Raw genomic sequence first — 16427 nt, 5'->3', positions numbered from 1 at the left:
GCGACATATCGACGGCCGGGCACCTCACGATATCGCGCTAGAGCGCAGTCGATCCCGGGTAAAAACCGGGTAAAGGGGGAGGCCGCCGAATGCCGCTCACAGACATGTGGATCCGCAAAGCCAAGGCGGCCGAAAAGCCCTACAAGCTGACCGACGGGGGTGGTCTCCACCTTAACCCGTGGTCCACCAAACTGGCAGCAGCTCATTCCGCGGATCCGCTATCGGAACTGCTGGCGAATTTCAAAGAGCCATGATCCGCCACCTACGGGAAGTCCAAGCTCATTGGCAATCGAGCGCTCGAAGACGTGACCATTACAAAATCAGGCAAGCCCTCTATCAATGACGCTATTCCGGCTGTCGTTTTGAACGTTGGGAGGTGGGCTTAGCCATTCTGCGGCTGGCATAACTCGCAGCGGAATACGGTGTGAGGATAGCCAAACAGGCTCGGCCTGCATTGCCCGCAGTATGCGATCGTCGAAAATTCAACCGACGGCGCTCGCATTGAGATCGTTGATGATCGTCACCAGCTTCTGCGCGCGCTGAAGGGTGAAGACCTGCTCCGGCCCACTCGGCGCGATGTCCGTGAACGGGCTTTCATACAAAAGGCCCGGATCCATCGAACCGTTCGCAGTCAGGTGCTCGATGACCATGTCGAGAAACTCGATCTGCTGCGCGGTGGCCGCCGCATCGGCCAGGAACTCGCTGAACCGTTCGGCGACCGCATGGCGGTCGAGCCCCACCAGCGTGCGCAGAAAGAGACCAAAGCCGTGCGCCAAAGCGCTGGCCGCTTCGATATGCTGGCTTTCGCCCACGCCGGCGTCGAGCAGCATCCGCCGCAATTGCGCGATGTCGGTCTCGGTCAGCGGTTTGCCATGTCGCAGTTTGGCGATGGCGATGTGATCTTCATGGTCGCGCAAGAAGTGGCGGGCCTTGCGCTTGAACCGTGCGAAATCGACTTCCCCGACCTGCGGCAGATCCAGCTCCGTCGCCTCTCCCAGTCGATCTTCGAAATTGGTGTAGACGATCGCCTTTCGGCGCCGCTCGATATGATGCACGAGACCCCGCAGGCGAAGACGCACCACTTCGAGCAGCGGCACCGTGATGCCCTGCCACCAGATATCGGACAGGATATCGAGGATGAGCGCGTGCTGAGCGGCGATGGCGGGGATCGCTGTCTGCTCGTCGAGGGCGGAGGCGATCTCGACAAGCTGCGCCTTGAGCTGATCGAAGCGCCGCGCCCCCGTCAGTTGCGCAATCTCCAGATTGAACATCAGAAGATCGAAGCGCTTGGCCTCTTCAGGCTCGCTCTTCAGGCCGTTGGGCAGGGGCGCGACGCGCGCGATCAGTTCCTCGCGCATGGCATCGGTGAGCGTCTCCCAGGCCTCCGGCGCCTGATACTTCTCCACCAGCTTGCGCTCGGCGCGCACGACGAAATTGTCGAGCGTCATGCTCGCCACATAGGCCTTCAGGAAATCCAGCGCTGCAGCGCGGATCTCCCGTTCGTCCGGGGCAGCTTCAGGGCCGGCGTCATAGGGGGCGCCCTCCTCGGCAACGCCCGACGACGCGGAGAGCTTCGCCTTCTCATCCAGTGCCCGGATGAGGTCGAACCGCGCGGCGAACAGCCGTTCGCTGAGGGAACGTGCGTTCGTGCCATCGTCGGGCTTGGGGTTCTGGCGGAAGAATTCGAGATTCTGGCAATAGTCGAAGACGCGGAAGAACTCCTTGTCCTCGCCAGGACCGAACAGGTCCGGGCAGAGCCGCGTGCCACGCCCGATGATCTGCCAGAATTTGGTCTTGGAGCGGATCAGCTTGAACAGGACGAGATTGACCACCTCGGGCACGTCGATGCCGGTGTCCAGCATGTCCACCGAGATGGCGATGTGCGGCGCGCTGTCCTTCTTCGAGAAATCATCGATCAGCGATTGCGCATATTCGGTCTTGAAGGTGATGACGCGGGCAAAGTGCCCGGCGAGGTGGGGATAGGCCCGGTTGAAGCGCTGTTCGATGAACTCCGCATGGGCCTGGTTCTTGGCGAAGATGATGGTCTTGCCGATGCGGTCGCCGCCCGCGACCTTCAGCCCATGGGTCATCACATGGGCCAGCACCTTGTCCACGGTGTCGGCGTTGAACAGCCATTTGTTGACCGCCTCCGCCTCCACGCTGTCGGGCGGGTCGCCATCCTCCTCGTCCCACTCCAGCATGTCCCACTGGTCCTTCTCCGCCTCCGACAGTTCGTCGTAGTGGATGCCCGCGCGCAGGAAGTGGAGGGGCACGGAGACGGCGACGGGCGGCACCAGCCATTCGTCGCCGATCGCCTGATCGAGGGAATAGGCGTCGGTCGGCACGCCCTCCTCGAGGTCGAACAGGCCAAAGGTGTTGCGATCGATCTCGTCCCGCGGCGTGGCGGTGAGCCCCACCAGCAGGCTGTCGAAATAGTCGAAGATGGCGCCATAGCGCTGGTAGATGGAGCGGTGCGCCTCGTCGATCACCACGAGGTCGAAATGGCCGGGGCCGAAGCGGGCGGCCTCCCCCTTGCGCTCGTCGATGAGGTTCATCATCGTCGGGTAGGTGGAGAGGAAGACCCGCCCCGCGGCGTTCTTCTCGGTCACCAGATTGACCGGCGAGGAATCCGGCAGATGCGCCTTGAAGGCGCGCGCGGCCTGGTTCACCAGCGCCACGCGATCGGCCAGAAAGAGCACCCGCTTCACCCAGCCCGCGCGCATCAGGACGTCGATGAGGGCGATGACCGTGCGCGTCTTGCCTGAGCCGGTGGCCATGACGAGGAGCGCCTTGCGCTGCCGGGCGGCATCGAACGCCGTCTTCACCCGCGCGATAGCGCGCTCCTGGTAATAGCGCTCGACGATCTTGCGGTTGACCGGCACGCCGGCAAGGGGCAGCCGCGCCGTGCGCCGCTGGATCAAAAGCTCAAGCTCATCCTTCTTGTAGAAGCCGGAGACCTTGCGCGGCGGATAGCTGGCATCGTCCCACATCCAGTGATCGTAGCCGTTGGTGGTGAAGATCACCGGGCGCTGGCCGAACTGCGCTTCCAGGCCGTCCGCATAGAGCTTGGCCTGCTGGCGGCCCTCATGCTCGCCGCGGCGGGTGCGCTTGGCCTCCACCAGCCCCAAAGGCTTGCCGTCATCGCCCCACAGCACGTAGTCGACGAAGCCCTTGCCTTCGGCATTGGGCATGCCGGTGACGGGGAACTCCCGGTCGCGCGCCTGGTCGAGGGGCCAGCCGGCCTCCTTCAGCAGGAGGTCGATGAAGCGGTCGCGGGTTTCCGCCTCGGAATAATCGTGGGTGTCCGGCCGCTGGGCATTGGCCTTGCGGATGGCGTCGCGCGCGGCGCGGGCGGCCTTGAGCTCGGCGTCGAGATCACCCTTGTCGCGCAGCAGGGCGGCGAAGGCGTGGTCCTTCGCCTCCATCTCGGCCTTGAGGCGGGTCAGCTCCCTGAACGCCTTGCGGACCAGATCGTCCCGCTGCGTGAGCTGGGCCGGGTCGAAGGCGAGGGTGTCCGGCGGCGGGGCCTTGGCATAGGTGCGCGCCAGCCAGAAGCACAGATGGAACAATTCGCGCACCGACCCCTCGGCGTCCTTGGCCGGGGTGTCGCGGGCCTCATGGACGGCGCGGTTGCCGATGGAGATGATGAGCTTCGCCTTGGTGAACACCGCCTGCCCGGCGCGGGCCTTGAAGCTCGGCTCGTGGATGAGCGCCGAGATGCGATCGTCATAGGGAAAGGTGAGGGCGCCATCATTGCGATAGACCCATTGCACGGCCAGCTCCACCGTGCGCCGCGCATAGAAGGCCGCCGAGCGCGGATCGCTGATGACATAGCCTTCCGCCTTCTTCGCGCTGTCGAAGATCTCCGGGAACTCGCTGGCGAGGAAGGCGAAATTGGACATGGGCGGGTCCTAGATCTGTCCGGTGAAGGCGCGATGCTGGAGGGAGGCGAACGCCGAATCCAGAACGTCCAGAGAGCTTGCGCTCGGATTGGATATCAATTCCAGATTATCTACCACCTTTTCAAACTCCACCTGCTCCAACAATGGAGGGAGTGGAATTTGAAATCTTTGGATTTGGTCCAAATGCAAATCTGGAACGCCAATGCCTTTGATGCACCTATCAGCTTGTGATTTGACCAAATCCGTTGCCATTAACGCATTCAGAAATTTAGGGCGAATCCGGGTGCGATCCGGCTTAATTAATGATACACTAACGTATATTGAGAATTCATCATCTGTATTTATGATCGCTGGGCGGCCATATGTGACTCCCACTTTAGTATACAAAATATCACCCCTTTCTGGTTTGCAGCGTTTTGTATATTTTTTATGATCTTCTAAGCTTATAAATTTACATTTATCGAAAGAAAGAATTCCGGTTGTAATATCTTTAACCGATATAAATGGCACGCCAACTTCTGTATAAGTCGGCTTTTGATGAACGCCGTCAGTTATTCGATGAGTAATGTCCGCCAAGCGAACCGTTGGATACGCAGAGTTGGCCCTCCCGAACATCTCCAGAAAGATCGACTGGGTGAGGCTGTCGAGGAGGGCGAGGGCCTGCCGGCGCTTGCGCCGCAGCGCATCGGCCTTGTCCAGGATCGCCGCAATCCGCTTCTGCTCATCGAGGGGCGGGAGGGGGATTTCCGATGCCTTTATTATTCGATCACTGACTGCTGGATAGCTCGCACCGGTGGCTTGTTGAACCATCCCACGCACGAATGAGGGGCTCCTCACCCAATGGAAAAGATAACTCTCATCTAGCCGTCTTTCCTTGGGCCTCAAGACACAGAAACCTGTCGAAGCCGTCATTCCATCGTGCTCATCCAGAACCTTCGCTACGCCATTCAGATTTGGACGGACAGTCGAGACAAGGACGTCTCCCTTTCGCACAAGCTGTCGCGCGCGGCTGGGAGCCTCAACCGTGAGAATTCGCTTGCATCCAGAGATGAGTTTGCAGTCCTGATCGACTGCGCTGAGGTCAATATAATCGAATTCGTCGTCAGCGGCGTTTGCAGGATTCCAAGTAGAAACCCTGTCAATGACATCGCCTATCGGAACCATCCGCACGCTCACAGCATCGCCTCCAGCTCCTTGAGCCCTGCCGCGATCTCCTCCTCCAGCGCCAGCAATTCGGCGATGATCTCCTTGGGCGGGCGGTGCTCGGCGGCTTCGTGGACCACCTCCTTGTAGCGGTTGAGGGACAAATCGTAGTCCGCCGCGGCGATCTCCTGCGCGCTCACGCAAAAGCTCTGCGCCGTGCGCGGGTTCTGCCGCTCCGCGCCGGCGCGCTCCCTCCAGCGGGCCACCACATCGGGCAGGTTGTTCTTGGCGTGCTCCTCGACGCTCAGCGCCGCCTGCGGCACCGGGCCGAATTTTTCCTCGTCCACCAGCATCTGGCGCTTGTCGTCGAGGCTCATGCCGTCCGCCGCGACATCGTAGAACCACACCTGGTCGGTGCCGCCGGAATTGGTCTTGGTGAACAGCACGATGGCCGTGGACACGCCGGCATAGGGCCGGAACACGCCCGAGGGCAGCTTCACGATGGCATCGAGCTTGTGGTCCTTCACCAGCATCCGGCGGATCGCCTTGTGCGCGGTGGAGGAGCCGAACAGCACCCCGTCCGGCACGATCACCGCCGCCCGCCCGCCGGGCTTCAGGAGCTTCAGGAACAGCGCCATGAACAGAAGCTCGGTCTTCTTGGTCTTGACGATGGAAAGCAGGTCCGCGCTCGTCGTCTCATAGTCCAGCGAGCCGGCGAACGGCGGATTGGCGAGGATGAGCGAATATTTGTCCTTGTCGTCCGCATGGCCGGAGGCCAGCGAATCCCGATAGCGGATGTCGGCTCCGTCCACCCCGTGCAGCTGCATGTTCATGGAGCCGATGCGCAGCATGGTCTGGTCGAAATCGTAGCCGTGGAATAGGCCGGTGTGGAAATGCCGGTTGAGCGCGGCATCGCGGAACAGAGCCTTATGGTGCTCGCGCAGATATTCCCCCGCCGCCACCAGAAAGCCGCAGGTGCCGCTCGCCGGATCGCAGATCACGTCCTTCGGGGTGGGCGCGGTCAGTTCCACCATCAGCTGGATGATGTGGCGCGGCGTGCGGAACTGGCCGTTCTGGCCGGCGGTGGCGATCTTCGCCAGCATGTATTCATAAAGGTCGCCCTTGGTGTCGCGGTCCTCCAGCGGGATCTCCGCCAGCATGTCCACCACCTTGGTGAGCAGGCCGGGGGTGGGGATGGTGAAGCGCGCGCCCTTCATGTGCTCGGCATGGGCGGTGCCCTCCTCCGCCATCTCGCGCAGGAAGGGGAAGACGAAATCCGCCATCAGCGTGAACATGCGGGCCGGCTCGGCATTCTTCAGCCGCGACCAGCGCAATTCGTCATAGGTGACGTCGGCGCCGTCACGGTCCTTGCGATAGACCCCCGCCGGGAAGATGACGCGCCCCATGGGCTTGCGCGTCATGGCGGCCTTGTTCTCCTCGCGGGTCTGGAGCTCGTCCAGGCCGCGGATGAAGAGCAGGTAGGTGATCTGTTCGATCACCTCGATCGGGTTGGCGATGCCGCCCGCCCAGAATGCGTTCCAGATGGCGTCGATCCTGGTTCTCAATTCGCCTGTCAGCACGCGACACGTCCCTGCAGATTCACCGTTTCAGCCGGTGACATTAGCGAGCGGAACCGCAACGGCAAAGCCGACCGGGCAACGCTGCACATCTTGTCGCGTCGCCATGCCGCCGCCTCACATGGCCCTGTGAGGCGGTATCGGGTGACTTGATGAAACACGCTTGGGTGGTGCCCATGGACGCGCCGCTTGCTGAGGCTTGCCACGTCCAGCCCCGCGGGCGATGTCTTGCCCCGGGGCCATGCCGCCTGGTCACGTGACCGGGCGATCTTTTGCTGACATCCTGCGGCCCGAGGCGCGCGCTCGGGACGATGCGAGCGAAACGGCGCGAGACCATAGAAGCGATGACGGCCACCGACGACCACGCCTTCGAGGCCCCCCGCGCCGCCCCGCTCCGGCGGCCGCTGCTGGCGCGCATCTCCGGCTTCTGGCAGGCCAATCTGGCGGCCTGGCTGCTGATCTCCATGCTGGGCATCGCCACGCGGGCGGTGTTCTTCGGCAATCTGCTCGATGCGGTCATTCTCACCCTGGTTCTGGACAGCATCGGCTTCGGCCTCACGGGCATCGCCCATGCGCTTCTGCGGCGCCAGCCGCGGCCGCAGTTTCCCGGCCTGAAGCTCATTCCACTGGTGGTGCTGGCCGCCCTGGCCGGCGGCGCCATCGAGATGGCCGCCGCCGAGGGCCTGCGCGCGCTCGCCTTCTCCACCGGGGAATTCCAGAGGGCGTTCGGCGGGCGCATCGTGCCCATGCTCTACTACACCGCCATCTTCCTCGGCTGGGCGCTGGGCTATTTCTGGCTGACGGCGGACCTCGCCGCACGCAATGAGCAATTGCGCCGCTCCGAGGCGCAATCGGCAGCGGCGCGGGCGGAGCTGCAGCAATTGCGGGTGCAGCTTGATCCGCATTTCCTCTTCAATGCGCTCAACACGGTCACGGCGGAGATCCCCGAGCGGCCGGACATCGCCCTGGAGATGGTGCGCCGGATCTCCAGCTACATGCGGTATTGCCTGGATCATCAGGATCGCTCGGCCTGCCGCCTCGCCGACGAGATCGAGGCAGCGCGGTCTTACCTGCGGATCCAGGAACTGCGGTTCGACAGCAGCCTTACCTGCACGGTGGCGCTGGCGGCCGAGGCTGCGGACTTTCGCGTGCCCCACCTCATTCTCCAGGGGCTGCTGGAGAACGCCACCAAGCACGGCCTGCGTCCCCGCACCGGCGCACCGCTGCGGATCAAGGTGGAGGCGCGGGTCGACGGCGATGTGCTGTCCATCACCGTCGCCAACCCCGGCACCTATGCGCCCGGGGCGCGGTCCCCCGCCGGGCTCGGGCTGGCGAACATCCGGCGCAGGCTGGAGCTGCATTATCCCGGACGACATCATTTCGCCGTCGCACAGGAGGGGCCGCAGGTGGTGGCCCGCATCAGCCTGAAGGGGTCCCTATGCTACGGGTGATGGTGGTGGACGACGAGCCGCCGGCCCGCCGCAGCCTGAAGCGCCTCCTGGCGGCCCATACGGATGTGATCGTGGCCGGCGAGGCGGCAAGCCTCGCCGAGGCGCGCGCCGCCCTTGCCGCGATCCGGCCCGACGTGGTCTTTCTCGATGTGGAGCTGGGCGACGGCAAGGGCTTTGAAGCCCTTCGCGCCCTCGCCCCCGCGCCCGAGGTGGTGTTCGTCACCGCCTACAGCCGTTATGCGGTGGAAGCGTTCGACGTGGCGGCCACGGATTTCCTGATGAAGCCGGTGGAGCCGGAACGGCTGGCGCTGGCATTGCAGCGCCTGCGCCTGCGCCGTGGCCCGACCGCCGATCGCGAGGACAAGCTGCGGCTCACGCTGCCCGGCCGGCAGGTGCTGGTGCCCCATGCCCGGATCCTGGCGCTGGCCGCGGAAGGCGACTTCACCCGCATCCATGTCAGCGAGGACAAGGATCTCCTGGTCTGCCGTCTCCTCGGCCAGTTCGAGAGCGAGCTGCCCGACCCGCCGTTTCGCCGCCTCAGCCGTTCCGTCATCGTCAATCTCGCGCAAGTGCGTCGGGTGGAAAACGCGGACGGCGGGCGGGTTCAGGTCATTCTGGGGGCCGAGACGCGCCCCCTCGCCCTCGGTCGCGCGGCCGCGCGGCGGCTCCGTGAGGCGACCAGCAGGCCCGCCTGAGCCTTTAGCGCCCCATGCGCCGTTTCATCGAGGATTCCGGCAGGCTCATCGAATGACGCTTGTCGGTGCGCGCATGCGCGGAACAATGGCCGGCAGACGGCGGCCACCCACGACATGCGTCATGTCATTGCAGCCGGATCAACCGTCACGCAGAGGTTTGGAGACGGAGCATGGATGACCGATGCGCATGTTGAGCCGCCATCCACCGTTCACCTGAAGATCAATGCCGGAATGGAGCTGAGATCTTCATCCACACTCCATTCATCCCTCACTTGAAGCCACGCCGGGCGGGGCGTCGCGAAGAACGGGACTTCCTGCGGAAGCATGCCCGCGCCCCACACCTGCGCCCGCTGCTGTTTTCCCTGGAGATCTCCCGTGCTGAATCCTGATGCCGGCCGGCCCCCTTTCGCACGGGCATCGCGCGCCCCCGTGCGGCGTTCCATCACTTGGGATCTGCCCCTCGGCGCGCTCTCCCTCGCGCCCCTGTTCATGGCCATTTCCAGCGGGGCGGTCCTGGCACAGACGGCGGTGCCCAACTGCAGCCAGGCCTCCGGCGGCGTCGCCTGCACCATTTCGGCGGGGAGCTACACCGCACCGGTGTCCACCAGCGCGGGCGCGCTTTCGGTGGATGATTACGGCACCTTCAACATCGCCGTCGGGGGCGACACGGCCGCCGGCGTCTCCGCCAGCGCGCTGGGGGTGGCGGGCACGGACTCCAGCTCCAGCCGCGCGCAGGACGGCGGCGCGGCGGGCTATCTCAATCTGATTGCCCATGAGTCCGGCGCCATCACCATCACCGGGGACGCCTCGTCATACACTCCGGTCTCTTCCCTGCTGGGCCAGGCCGTGGGCGGCAATGGCGGCAAGTATTCCGGCGACGACAATGCCTATGCCGGCGGCAATGGCGGCAGCGCGCTGGGCGGTGTCTATGTCAGCAACTCCCAGACCATCACCGCCCTAGGGGAGTTCCCTGGGGGCCTTGCCCTGGTGCTCGCGACCGCCACAGGCGGGGATGGCGGCGAGGGCGCAAGCGGCGGCTCGGGCGGCTTTGGCGGCACCGTGCAGCTGGAGAATTATGCGGCGGTCAATATTGGCAGCGCCACCTCGTTCGTCGTGGGGTCCACGGGCGGCAGTGCGGGCGGCGCTATCAGCGCCTTGCAGGCGTCCTCGTTCGGCGGATCTGCAGGCGAAAGCACGGCGAGCGACGCGCGTTTCGGTGGCTCCGGCGGTTTCGCGAGCGTTTATAGCACCGCGCCGGTGAGCGTCTATTGGACCTGGCAGGGCGCCGGACCGGGCGTTGGCGAATCCCAGCTCTATGGCGTGGTCGCCGGGTCCGAAGGCGGGGAGAGCCCAAACAAGGCGCAGGAGGGCTTTAATGGCGGTGCGGGTGGCAGCGCCTATGGCGCGGTTGTGACCCTCACCGCCGATGCCGACGTGACCGTGGTGGCGCAGAACACCGCAGGGGCCATCGCCTATGACGACACGGGCAAGCTGGCCAGCACCGCGCTGAGCGGCGCGGCGGTAGCCGCCCTCTCCCAGGGCCGGGACGGCGGCCTGACCTATGGCAATGATGCGACCGCCGGCACTGGCGGCGACGCGGGCATCGGCGACACCCTCACCAGCGTGAGCATCACCGGCGCACAGGTGTCCGTTTCGGGCAATGCCATGGCCGGCGTGGAGGCGCGCAATGCGGGCGGCGCCGGCGGCACCGGCAATTCGAAGGACAATGATGGCGAGCCCTACGGCGGCAGTAAGACGGATGGCGGCGCGGGTGGCTCGGCGGGGGCCCTGTCGGTCAGCCTCTCCAATGGGACGAGGATCACCGCCTCCGGCACCCTGGCGCCGGGCGTGGTGGCGGCGGCCATCGGCGGGGTGGGGGGCGACGGCGCGAGCTATTACGGCTGGAACTCCGACGCCGGCAATGGCTCGGCGGGCGGCAGCGCCGGCGCGGTGACCGTGAACCTGAGCAATACGTCCGTGGCCACCAATGGTGATTATTCGGCGGGCCTCGTCGCCCTCTCCACCGGCGGCAATGGCGGCAATGGCGGCGACCGCAAGTCGGGCAATTCCGGCGATGCCGGCGGCGGCGGCAATGCGGGATCGGGCGGTTCCGTCACGGTGGAGCTCGGGGCGGGTTCCAACGTCACCACCAATGGCTATTCGTCCGCCGGCGTGATCGCCTATTCCGCGGGCGGGGCCGGTGGCAATGGCGGCATTGGCGAGGTCAACATGACCGGCAGCCCGCGCAATGGTGGCAATGGCGGCAATAGCGGCTTCGTCAGCGCCACGGTGGATGCCGGCGCCACCATCACCACCAAGGGCGATGCCTCCGGGGGCCTCGTGGCCATCAGCATCAGCGGCTTTGGCGGCAACGGCAACACCGTCTCGAACGTCGGATCGAGTCATGGCGGCGATGGCGGCACGGGCGGCCAGGCCGGCTCCACCGTCAATGGCGTGCTGACGGCGGTGGAGGCCGTGAACAACGGCGTCATCACCACCCTGGGCGACGATTCCGCCGCCATCCAGGCCGTGGCCGCCACCGGCGGCGGCGGTGGCGGCGGCCAGACCGGCGGCATCTTCTTCGTCTCGGCCGGTACGGGCGCGTCGGCCGGCGTGGTGGGCGAGGTGATCGCCACCAATTCGGCCACCGGCTCCCTCAGCACCAGCGGCATGGCCGCCGTTGGCATCCTGGCCCAGTCCATTTCGGGTGATGGCGGCGATGGCGGCAATCTGGACATGGCCAATACGGGCCTGGGCGGCTCCGCCGGCTTCGCCACCAATGGCGGCGCCGTCCAGGTGACGAACCTGGGTTCCATCCTCACCACGGGCTTCAACGGCATCGGCATCCTGGCCCAGAGCATCGGCGGCGGTGGCGGGGCCGGCGGCTCGGCCGACAATCTTGCGTCCATCGGCGGCCAGGGGGGCGGCGGTGGCGGCGGCGGCGCCGTGACCGTGAATGCGGGCGGCACCATCTCCACCGAAGGAGACCTGGCGGCCGCCATCCTCGCCCAGTCGGTGGGCGGCGGCGGCGGCGCCGGCGGCAATGTCACCGCGACGTCGGCGGGGGTGAGCCTTGCCATCGGCGGGGCGGGTGGCGATGGCGGCGCCGGCGGCGCGGTGACCCTGACCGGTACCGACCTTGCCATCAAGACCCTGGGATCGCAGTCGGTGGGCATCGTGGCGCAATCCGTCGGCGGCGGCGGCGGCACGGGCGGCTCGGCCTTCGATCTCACTGCCAGCGCCGGCTTCGGCGCAGCGGTGGCGGCGGGTGGCAGTGGCGGCAGTGGCGGTAATGGCGGCGCGGTGTCGGTGAGCCTGTCCAAGACCACCATCGTGACCGCCGCCAGCGTGCAGGATGCCACCAATCCGGAAGATGCCGCCTATGGCACCGTGCTTGATCCGCTGGCGGTGGATTCCTTCGGCGTGGTCGTGCAGTCCGTCGGCGGCGGTGGTGGCCTGGGCGGATCGTCGGCCGCGAAGGCCTTCGTGCAGGATGTCACCATTCCGGGGAGCGAGGGCCTGTCCGGCTTCGCCGTCTCCCTCACCTATTCCGCGGGCGGCGATGGTGGCGGCGGCGGCAATGGCGGCACGGCGACCCTCAACCTCGCCGAGGAGGTCGGCATCCTGACCTACGGCAATGGCGCCCATGCGCTGGTGGCGCAGTCCATCGGCGGGGGCGGCGGCTCGGGCGGCGATTCGTCGTCCAATTCCACCACCTTCGGCTTCAAGACCCTGTCCAAGGTCAGCGGGCAGGCCAATTACAACATGGACCTCACGCTCAATCTGGGCTCCGATGGCGGCACCAGCGGCAATGGCGGGGCGGTGAACGTCACCCTCGGCGGCACCAATGGCGTGGCCGATGCCAATGCGGCGAGCCATCCGGTGCAGATCGTCACGCTGGGAGATGCGGCCTACGGCCTGGTCGCCCAGTCGGTGGGCGGCGGCGGCGGCAATGCGGGCTCCGGCTCCGGCTCCACCCAGAACGGCACCAGCGGCAGCACGGCCCTCAAGCTGGGAGTGACCCTCGGCGGCACCGGCACCGGAGGCGGCACCGGCGGTAATGTGAGCGTGGCCACCTTCGATGGCACCTCCATCCAGACCTATGGCGACGGCGCCATTGGCATCTACGCGGAAAGCACCGGCGGCGGCGGCGGCAATTCGGGCGGCGGCTCGTACCAGGTGGGTTTGCCGAGCCTCGATGAGGTGGGCAAGGTCATCAACGGCTCCACCACCGGCTGGACGGCGGGCAAGCTCACTTCCTCCGTCACCATCAAGACCGGCAATACGGGCGGCAGCGGCGGTGATGGCGGCACGGTGAACGTGGCCCTCACCGGCACCACCGTGACCACCAGCGCGGAAGGCGCCACCGGCATTTCGGCCATGAGCGTGGGCGGCGGCGGCGGCAAGGGCGGCTCGGCCGGCTCCTCGGGCTCCTCCGACGATCCCAACGTCATCGATGACCTGAAGGCGGACAAGAAGTTCGTGAGCGGCATCGCGAACTACATGACCGATATCCTGAAGAAGGTTCAGGATGGGGCTGGCTGGTCGCAGGCCATGCGCGACTCCCTCAGCAATTTCCTGCCCTCCGTCAATTTTTCCCTCTCTCTGGGTGGCGAGGGCGGCACCGGGGGCGATGGCGGCGCGGTCAAGGTTGCGCTCACCGACAGCACGGTCGCCACCCTGGGTGATTATTCCACCGCGGTGGCGGCGCAGTCCATCGGCGGCGGCGGTGGCGATAGCGGCGCGGCGGTGGCGGGCGGCTCGGCCGGCTTCGGCAGCATCATGAAGCTCAATGCCAACATCGCCCTTGGCGCCACCGGCGGCGCCGCCGGCGACGGTGGCACGGTGACCGTGACCCTGGCGGATTCGGTCATCTCCACCGCCGGTTACGCCTCCTATGGCATCCTGGCGCAGAGCGTGGGCGGCGGCGGCGGCACGGCGGGGTCGGCGCAGACAAATTCCAGCGGCTATTTCTCCCTCGGCGCCAGCCGCGGCCATTCCTCCGCCGATATGGGCAATGGCGGCAGCGTCACCCTGGCCTCGGCCGGCGGCAGCGGGCCCTCCAGCATCACCACCGCCGGCGACGCCGCCATGGCCGTGTTCCTCCAGTCCGTTGGTGGCGGAGGTGGCGTGGCGGGCGACGGCTTCACCCTGACGCCCGGCATCCTGCAATTCGGCGGCGACGTCTCCCTGTCTGCGGGTGGCTCGGGGGTGATCGGCGATGGCGGGGCGGTGACGTTCGATGCCGCGAACCTGCCTTATCTCACCATCGCGACCAGCGGGGCGAATGCCTATGGCATCCTGGCGCAGAGCATCGGCGGCGGTGGCGGCCTGGTGTTCCGCCAGGCGGGCAGCAGCACCAGAACCGGCGTTTACGAGCTCGGTGGCGCCACCGGTTATTCCAATGGCGGCACGGTCAGCGTGGCGCTGCATGACGACAGTTCAATCGCCACATCGGGCGATGGCGCGCACGCCATCTTCGCCCAGTCGGTGGGCGGCGGCGGCGGCATCGTCGGCTTCGCCGGCGGAACCACCACCATGAGCATGGCGACATCGCAGGATGGGCCCAATTTCGCGACTTCCGGCAATGGCGGCGATGTCTCCGTCAACACCGGCAACAGCTCCATCACCACCACCGGCGCGAGCGCCCATGGCATCTTCGCCCAGAGCGTGGGCGCCGGCGGCGGTGTGAGGTCCAGCAATGACGGGCTGTCGGTGATTGCCGGCTCGACCGGCGGAACCGGCTCCCTGGGCAGCGGCGGCAAGGTGACGGTCACCCAAGGCGCGGGCGGGTTCATCTACACCACCGGCGAAAACGCGGTGGGCATCTTCGCCCAGAGCGTCGGCCAGAATGGCTATAGCACCTCGTCGAGCGGCGGCGTTTCCATCACCGTGAACGGCTCGGTGATCGGCGGCTATGGCGAAGATGGCACCGCCATCTGGGTGGACTCCGACAGCACCACCAATTCCATCCTGATCTCGTCCACCGGCTTCCTCAGCGCCACCTCCAACCTCGCCATCCGCTCCACCGGCGAGGGCATCACCAACGTGACCAATCACGGCGCGGTGGCGGGCAATTGGGACCTCACCTCCGGCAGCACCTTCTCCAATGGCCAGGCGCTTGCTGCCACATCGGGCGCCACCTACGGCACCTTCACCAATGCCAGCGACGGCACGCTGGTGGCCGGCAGCACCATGGCCGGCCATCTGGTGAATGACGGCACGCTGGTGCTGGGTGCGCTGGACAGCGACCGAACGACCCGGCTGGCCGGATCGTTCACCCAAAGCAGCTCCGGCGTCATCATCGCCAATGCCGACTTCTCCGCCGGCACCATCGATCTGCTGTCGGTGGGCGGCAATGCGGAGCTCAGCGGCCGTGTGGAAGTGGAGGCCTCTTCGCTGCTGCCGAACCGCAAGCTCACCTTCCTGGAGGTGGATGGGGTTGCGGTGGGCACCCTTGAGGGTTCCACCAGCAATGTCTTTGACTATGTGGTCGACAAGTCCGACGGCGCCTATTCGGTGGTCGCCACCGCCGACTTCTCCAACTCCGGCCGCCTCAATGCCATCGAGCAGCGGGTGGCGCACTATCTGCAAGGCATCTGGAACAGTGGCGGCGCCGGCTATGGCCCGGTCTTCGGCCATCTCTCGAACCTGACCCCTGGTGCTTATGCGAGTGCCCTGGGGCAACTCGGCGAAGGCACGGTCAATGCGCCGGCCGGCGAGAGCATCGCGCTCGCCCAGCAGCATCTCGACCGGCTGATGAGCTGCCCGCAATTCCAAGGCCAGACCGCCATCGTCACCCAGACCAGCTGCATGTGGGCGGTCGGCGCCGGCCAGACGTTCGACCAGAGCGGCTTTGATGCCGCCGGCGGCTATGGCAGCACCACCTACAGCTTCGCCATGGGCCTGCAGAAGGAGGTGGCGGACGGCTGGTTCCTGGGCTTCGCCGGCGGCTATGACGACAGCCGTATCAGCTCCGCCAATCTCTCCATTGATGGCGCCAGCGGCTGGGCTGGGGCGACGCTGAAATACGAAACCGGCCCGTGGCTGCTCGCCGCCGCCCTCAGCGGCTCCTATGGCAGTTTCGACAACAGCCGCGCCATCTATCTCGGCACCATCGGCGGCGTCGCCCAGTCCACCAGCGACGTGTGGGGCCTGGGCGGGCGGGCCCGGGTGGCCTACACGGTGGGAAGCGAACACGCCTATGTCCGTCCCTACATGGACCTCGACCTTCTATACACCAGCCTGTCGGGTGACACGGAATCCGGCGCCGGCGTGCTCAATCGGGTGGTGAACGGCAGCGACCAATGGACCGGGCTCACCACCCCGGGCCTGGAGCTTGGCACACGCATCAATCTTGATCCGGACTTCGTGCTGCGGGGCTATGCGCGGTTCGGCGCCACCTTCTCCACCACCGATGCCTGGACCTCCACCACCGCCCTAGTGGGGGCGCCGCTGGGGCTCAGCGGCCTCGATGTGGTGCTGCCGCTGGACACGGTCTTCGGCCGCGTGGGCGCCGGCCTCGACCTCGCCGCCCTTCAGCACGGCATCAACCTCAGGGCCGAGTATGAAGGCGCCTTCTCCGCGCACAGCTCCCGCAACATGGGCAGTGTGAGGCTCTCGGTGAACTTCTGAGGTCCCGGCAGCAGGCGGGTGGCG

Annotated in this window: 7 protein-coding genes; 4 read left to right on the top strand and 3 right to left on the bottom strand. The window is 66.2% G+C overall.

The annotated features are described in order from the left end of the window. Nucleotides 1-89: 89 nt before the first annotated feature. Complete coding sequence (locus tag ACU4E7_RS09860; protein ID WP_447021405.1) at nt 90-254, top strand: hypothetical protein; 165 nt, start codon at nt 90-92, stop codon at nt 252-254. A gap of 228 nt (nt 255-482) precedes the next feature. Here ACU4E7_RS09860 and ACU4E7_RS09855 read toward each other — a convergent pair whose 3' ends face one another. Genes ACU4E7_RS09855 through ACU4E7_RS09845 form a run of 3 tightly spaced genes read right to left on the bottom strand, consistent with a single transcriptional unit; the run spans nt 483 to nt 6625 of the window. Continuing rightward, nucleotides 483-3902: a DEAD/DEAH box helicase family protein gene (locus ACU4E7_RS09855; protein ID WP_447021404.1), complete on the bottom strand. Its 3420-nt coding sequence runs from the start codon at nt 3900-3902 to the stop codon at nt 483-485. 9 nt (nt 3903-3911) lie between these two features. Further along, complete coding sequence (locus tag ACU4E7_RS09850; RefSeq protein WP_447021403.1) at nt 3912-5078, bottom strand: restriction endonuclease subunit S; 1167 nt, start codon at nt 5076-5078, stop codon at nt 3912-3914. Further along, entirely contained in the window at nt 5075-6625 is a 1551-nt protein-coding gene (locus tag ACU4E7_RS09845) for a type I restriction-modification system subunit M (protein ID WP_447021402.1), read from the bottom strand. Before ACU4E7_RS09845 ends, ACU4E7_RS09850 begins: the two co-directional genes overlap by 4 nt. 341 nt (nt 6626-6966) lie before the next feature. On the opposite strand from ACU4E7_RS09845, the gene ACU4E7_RS09840 reads away from it, so the two are divergent. The 3 genes from ACU4E7_RS09840 (at nt 6967) to ACU4E7_RS09830 (ending at nt 16403) form a co-directional block, all read left to right on the top strand. Beyond that, a complete protein-coding gene (locus ACU4E7_RS09840; protein ID WP_447021401.1) occupies nt 6967-8073 on the top strand; it encodes a sensor histidine kinase in 1107 nt (368 codons plus the stop codon). Further along, a complete protein-coding gene (locus tag ACU4E7_RS09835; protein WP_447021400.1) occupies nt 8061-8768 on the top strand; it encodes a LytR/AlgR family response regulator transcription factor in 708 nt (235 codons plus the stop codon). Before ACU4E7_RS09840 ends, ACU4E7_RS09835 begins: the two co-directional genes overlap by 13 nt. Nucleotides 8769-9143: 375 nt before the next feature. After that, nucleotides 9144-16403 carry a hypothetical protein gene (locus tag ACU4E7_RS09830; RefSeq protein WP_447021399.1) on the top strand — a complete coding sequence of 2420 codons (7260 nt, stop codon included), beginning with the start codon at nt 9144-9146 and terminating at the stop codon, nt 16401-16403. The last annotated feature ends 24 nt before the right edge of the window (nt 16404-16427 follow it).

Source organism: Xanthobacter sp. ZOL 2024, assembly GCF_052932325.1.
The sequence above is the reverse complement of the archived record's forward strand: the minus strand, read 5'-3'. Positions and strand labels throughout refer to the sequence as shown.

Excerpts from the sequence above, each read along its gene's own strand:
- ACU4E7_RS09860 (WP_447021405.1), top strand. The coding sequence starts at position 90 with ATGCCGCTCACAGACATGTGGATCCGCAAAGCCAAGGCGGCCGAAAAG.
- ACU4E7_RS09855 (WP_447021404.1), bottom strand. The coding sequence starts at position 3,902 with ATGTCCAATTTCGCCTTCCTCGCCAGCGAGTTCCCGGAGATCTTCGAC.
- ACU4E7_RS09840 (WP_447021401.1), top strand. The coding sequence starts at position 6,967 with ATGACGGCCACCGACGACCACGCCTTCGAGGCCCCCCGCGCCGCCCCG.
- ACU4E7_RS09835 (WP_447021400.1), top strand. The coding sequence starts at position 8,061 with ATGCTACGGGTGATGGTGGTGGACGACGAGCCGCCGGCCCGCCGCAGC.